The organism is Massilia sp. NBRC 108631 (assembly GCF_059704565.1).
The window spans coordinates 1-4,315 of the sequence record NZ_BAAKJE010000114.1; the positions used below are offsets into that span (position 1 = coordinate 1).

5 protein-coding genes are annotated in these 4,315 nt (G+C 65.2%); 4 read left to right on the forward strand and 1 reads right to left on the reverse strand.

Going from position 1 to position 4,315, the window contains the following annotated elements:
- On the forward strand, positions 1-314 hold a 314-nt coding region (locus tag AC6H42_RS12915), incomplete at its 5' end, for a heterodisulfide reductase-related iron-sulfur binding cluster (protein ID WP_497548213.1).
- Here the strand turns inward: AC6H42_RS12915 and AC6H42_RS12920 are convergent.
- Positions 311-1,006, reverse strand: coding sequence for a FadR/GntR family transcriptional regulator (locus tag AC6H42_RS12920; protein WP_057156222.1), 696 nt, complete (start codon positions 1,004-1,006; stop codon positions 311-313). The genes AC6H42_RS12915 and AC6H42_RS12920 overlap by 4 nt on opposite strands.
- A gap of 118 nt (positions 1,007-1,124) precedes the next feature.
- Here AC6H42_RS12920 and AC6H42_RS12925 point away from each other — a divergent pair, with 118 nt between their 5' ends.
- Genes AC6H42_RS12925 through AC6H42_RS12935 form a run of 3 tightly spaced genes read left to right on the forward strand, consistent with a single transcriptional unit; the run spans position 1,125 to position 4,041 of the window.
- On the forward strand, positions 1,125-1,916 hold the full coding sequence (locus tag AC6H42_RS12925) for a (Fe-S)-binding protein (RefSeq protein ID WP_497548214.1): 792 nt from the start codon (positions 1,125-1,127) through the stop codon (positions 1,914-1,916).
- Positions 1,916-2,599 (forward strand): LutC/YkgG family protein, encoded by a 684-nt coding sequence (locus tag AC6H42_RS12930; RefSeq protein WP_057156223.1) that lies wholly within the window; start codon positions 1,916-1,918, stop codon positions 2,597-2,599. Before AC6H42_RS12925 ends, AC6H42_RS12930 begins: the two co-directional genes overlap by 1 nt.
- Positions 2,596-4,041 (forward strand): LutB/LldF family L-lactate oxidation iron-sulfur protein, encoded by a 1,446-nt coding sequence (locus AC6H42_RS12935; protein WP_497548215.1) that lies wholly within the window; start codon positions 2,596-2,598, stop codon positions 4,039-4,041. Before AC6H42_RS12930 ends, AC6H42_RS12935 begins: the two co-directional genes overlap by 4 nt.
- Positions 4,042-4,315: the final 274 nt, after the last annotated feature.

Consider the following 4,315-nt stretch of genomic DNA (forward strand, 5'->3'; position numbering starts at 1 on the left):
CGCCTTGCACCCTGCAGCACGGGCAGCAGATCCGTGGCAAGGTGGAAGGACTGCTGCGCGCGGTCGGTGTGGATGTGAGGCTGTGCGCCGACAGCCACCTGTGCTGCGGCTCTTCAGGTACTTACTCGCTGCTGCAGCCGGAACTGTCCGGCCAGCTGCGCGAACGCAAGCTGGCGGCGCTGCGGGCCACCGGCGCCGACCAGATCGTATCGGCCAATATCGGCTGCCAAAGCCATTTGCAGGCGGGGACCGACATGCCGGTCGGGCACTGGATCGAACTGCTGGACCGTTTATTGTCCAACAAGGCGAACTAGTCCGCCACCCTGCCGGCCACGTAGTCGATATGGCTTTGCATCGCCGCGCGCGCATCATCGGCCCGGCCGGTGCAAATGGCCTCGCAGATCGAACGGTGCTGGGCAAGCAACTGCGTGCCCACCTCCGCTTCCTGCGCGCGCAGGCTGCTTCCGTTGAAGGTGATGTGCTCGCGCAGCATGCCGATGATGCTCGCGTGCAGATGTAAAAACATCGTGTTGTGCGAGGCCAGCGCTATCGCCTCGTGCAGCCTGGCGTCGGCCGCCGCTTCCGCCGGCTGGTCGTCGGCCAGGCGCGCCTGCTCCAGCGCCGCCAGTTGCACGCGGATGCGTTCGCGGTCGCCGTCGGTGCCGCGCTGGGCCGCGAAGTACGCGGTGGCCCCTTCCAGTACCCGCCTGAATTCCAGCACATCGTCGCGCACGCCGGGGTGGTCGGCTATCAGCTGGCCCCACGGCGACGGCGGGCCGGTGCGCAGTTGCTCCGTCACGTAGACCCCGGCGCCCTGGCGGCTGCGCAGCAGGCCGCGCGCAGCCAGGCGCTGGATCGCTTCGCGCACCGTGTTGCGCGATACCCCGTATTGCTCCGCCAGCACGCGTTCGGCGGGCAGCCGCGCATGGGCCGGGTAGCTGCCGTCCAGCAGTGCCGTTTCGATTCGCCGCATCACGTTCTCAACGCGTCCGGTGTCCGCTTTCATCACATCAGTCTCCGCTCAGGTCCCGTCGTACAGGATACCAAAAATTGGTCCAACCAATTTGTGCGAATGAAAAAATGAGCGAATGATAGCCGCTTACATCAAGAATTGCGGAGACAAAATGCAAGTTCGCCATTACCCGGCCTCGCCGCCGTCCGACGTCTATTTGTTCGGCACCTGTGTCATCGACCTGTTCATGCCGCAGGCCGGCCTGGATGCGGTGCGCCTGCTGGAGCGCGAAGGCGTCACGGTGCATTACCCGCGCGGCCAGAGCTGCTGCGGCCAGCCGGCCTACAGCAGCGGCAATCCCGAACAGTCGCGGGAGGTGGCGCGCTCGCAGATGGCGCTGTTCCCCCGGGACTGGCCGGTGATCGTCCCGTCAGGTTCCTGCGCCGGCATGATGCGCCACCACTGGCCCGAGCTGTTCAAGGGGGACGCGGCCTTGTCGCAGCAGGCGCGCGAGCTGTCCGAACGCGTGTATGAGCTGAGCGAATTCCTGCTGAAGGTATTGCAGGTACGTTATCCGCAGCAGCCTCAGGCCGATGAGGACGTGGTGCTGCATACATCGTGCGGCGCGCGGCGGGAAATGGGCACGCGCGTGCATGGCGTGGCGCTGCTGGACGAGCTGCCGGGCGTGCAGCGCCGGGAGCATGTGCGCGAGTCGGAATGCTGCGGCTTCGGCGGCACCTTTTGCCTGAAGCACCCGGACATCTCGGGCGCCATGGTCAGCGACAAAGTCGCGTCGGCCTGCGCCACCGGCGCGCGCCGCGTGGTATCGGCCGATTGCGCCTGCCTGCTCAATATCGGCCACGCGGCCAGGGCGCAAGGCGCGCCGCTGCAGGTGGAGCACATGGCCAGCTTCCTGTGGCGCCGGGCCAACGGCGTGGCGGCCGGCGGGGAGGGGCAGCCATGATGAATGCACGCGAACGCATGCTGGGCCGACTGCGGGCGGCGGCGCCGGTGGCTGATGCGCACCATGCCCTTGATGCGCTCGATGCCCGGATTGCCGCGCACTATGCGGGGCCGCGTCCGGACGCGGCGGCGCGGATCGATGCGCTGGAAAGCGCGCTGCGCGCGTCGCGCGCCGAAGTGTGGCGGGCCACGGCTGACGAATGGCCGGCGCAGCTGGCCGAAAAACTGGCACAGCATGGCGTCAAGCGCCTGCTGCTCGATACGGCCGGTGAGGAAGGCGCTGCGCTGGCCGGTGCGCTGCCGGCCACCATGGAATCGCTGCCTTTTGCCGGCCCCCTGGAAGCCTGGAAGGGGGAACTGTTCCGTACGGTCGACGCGGGTTTCACGGTGGTCCGCTCCGGGATCGCCGCCACCGGCACCTTGATACTGGCGCCCGATGCGCGCACGCCGCGCACCGTGTCGCTGGTGCCGCCGCTGCACATCGCGCTGGTCTATGCGGACACGCTGCACGCCACCCTGCACGATGCTGCGCGCGCCGAGCGCTGGAGCGACGGCATGCCGAGCAACCTGGTGCTGGCGTCGGGGCCATCAAAAACTTCGGACATCCAGCAAACCCTCGCCTTCGGCGCGCACGGGCCACGCTGGATGTGGGTAGTGATCGTCACCGCAAGGAACAAGCCATGAGCGGACAGACCCTGCATTTCGTCGCGCCGGAGAATTTTCACCAGCGCGCAAAGACCGCGTTGGACGATCCCAAGCTGCGCGCGAGCTTCCGTGGCGCGATGGACTTCCTGCAAACCAAGCGCAGCGGCCAGTTTCCCGACACGGAGGAACTGGAGCGGCTGCGCGACGTGGGCGAAGCCATCCGCAAGCACGCGCTGGCCAACCTGCCACAGCTGCTGGTGCAGCTGGAGGAGCGGCTCACTGCCGCCGGCGTTCACGTGCACTGGGCAGAGACGGGGGATGACGCCAACGAGATCATCGCGCGCATCGCGCAGCAGCATGGCGCGCGCAAGGTCATCAAGGGCAAATCGATGGCCAGCGAGGAAATCGAACTGAATCATTACCTTGGCGAGCGCGGTGTCGAGTGCATCGAATCGGACATGGGCGAATACATCGTGCAGATGGCCGGGGAAAAGCCATCGCACATCGTCATGCCGGCGATCCACAAGACGCGGCAAGACATCGGCACCTTGTTCGAACAGCATATTCCTGGCACCGCCTACAGCGAGGATGTCGATACGCTGATCCAGACCGGCCGGCGGGCGCTGCGCACGGCGTTTGCTGAAGCGGATATCGGGCTGTCCGGTGTGAATTTCGCCGCTGCCGACACCGGCACTATCTGGCTGGTGGAGAACGAAGGCAATGGCCGCCTGTCGACTACCGTGCCGGATGTGCATATCGCCCTTATGGGCATGGAGAAAGTGGTGGCCAAGCTCGAGCACATCGTGCCGCTGGCCAGCCTGCTGACGCGCTCCGCAACCGGGCAGCCTATTACTACCTACTTCAACCTGATCTCCGGGCCGCGCCGCGCGGGCGAGCTGGATGGGCCGCGCGAGATGCACCTGGTGCTGCTGGATAATGGCCGCACGCAGGCGTATGCGGACGAACAATTGCGCTCCACCTTGCAATGCATCCGCTGCGGGGCTTGCATGAACCACTGTCCGGTTTATGGCCGCATCGGCGGGCACGCCTATGGAACCACGTATCCGGGGCCGATCGGCAAGATCATTTCGCCGCATTTATTGGGACTGGAGGCGACAGCGGATCTGGCGACCGCGTCGAGCCTGTGTGGAGCTTGCGGCGAAGTTTGTCCGGTGCGGATTCCGATCCCCGCCTTGCTGGTGCGCCTGCGCACGGAAGCGAACCGCAACCCGCAGGAGCAGGTGGCGCATCCGCTGAAAGGGCAGGGCGCGAAGTTCAGCCGCGGTGACCGCCTGGTGTGGCGTTTCTGGAGCGGGGCGTTTTCCCATCCATCCATATATAAGCTGTTCCGCTGGGCGGCCACCCGCTTGCGTGTGCTGACGCCATCGGAGCAGCTGGGCTGGACCCGGCACCGCGCGCCGTTGAAGCCGGCGCCGCGCAGCCTGGCCGATATGATGCGGGATAAGGGGCAGCCGGAATAAATGCTTGCAAGCCGCGCAGCGGCTTGCTATAGTTCTGTCCCCGCGCTGCTGAACATAGGCAGCGCAGGATGGAAGGAAAAGCAGGGGGTTGACGGAAGCAACGACAAGCCTCATAATCTTCCTTCTTCGCTGCTGACAAACAAAACGCTTTGTCAAACGCAGCAGATCTTTAAAAATTAACAGTCGATAAGTGTGGGCGTTTGATGATGATGCCGGAGGCGCAAGCCTCTTAGCTCAAATTATTAAACGCTCAACAAAAGAAATAAACGTGACC

What these genes read in the sequence shown, in the direction of transcription:
- AC6H42_RS12930 (WP_057156223.1), top strand. Translation starts at nt 1,916, where the DNA reads ATGAATGCACGCGAACGCATGCTGGGCCGACTGCGGGCGGCGGCGCCG.
- AC6H42_RS12935 (WP_497548215.1), top strand. Translation starts at nt 2,596, where the DNA reads ATGAGCGGACAGACCCTGCATTTCGTCGCGCCGGAGAATTTTCACCAG.
- AC6H42_RS12925 (WP_497548214.1), top strand. Translation starts at nt 1,125, where the DNA reads ATGCAAGTTCGCCATTACCCGGCCTCGCCGCCGTCCGACGTCTATTTG.
- AC6H42_RS12920 (WP_057156222.1), bottom strand. Translation starts at nt 1,006, where the DNA reads ATGAAAGCGGACACCGGACGCGTTGAGAACGTGATGCGGCGAATCGAA.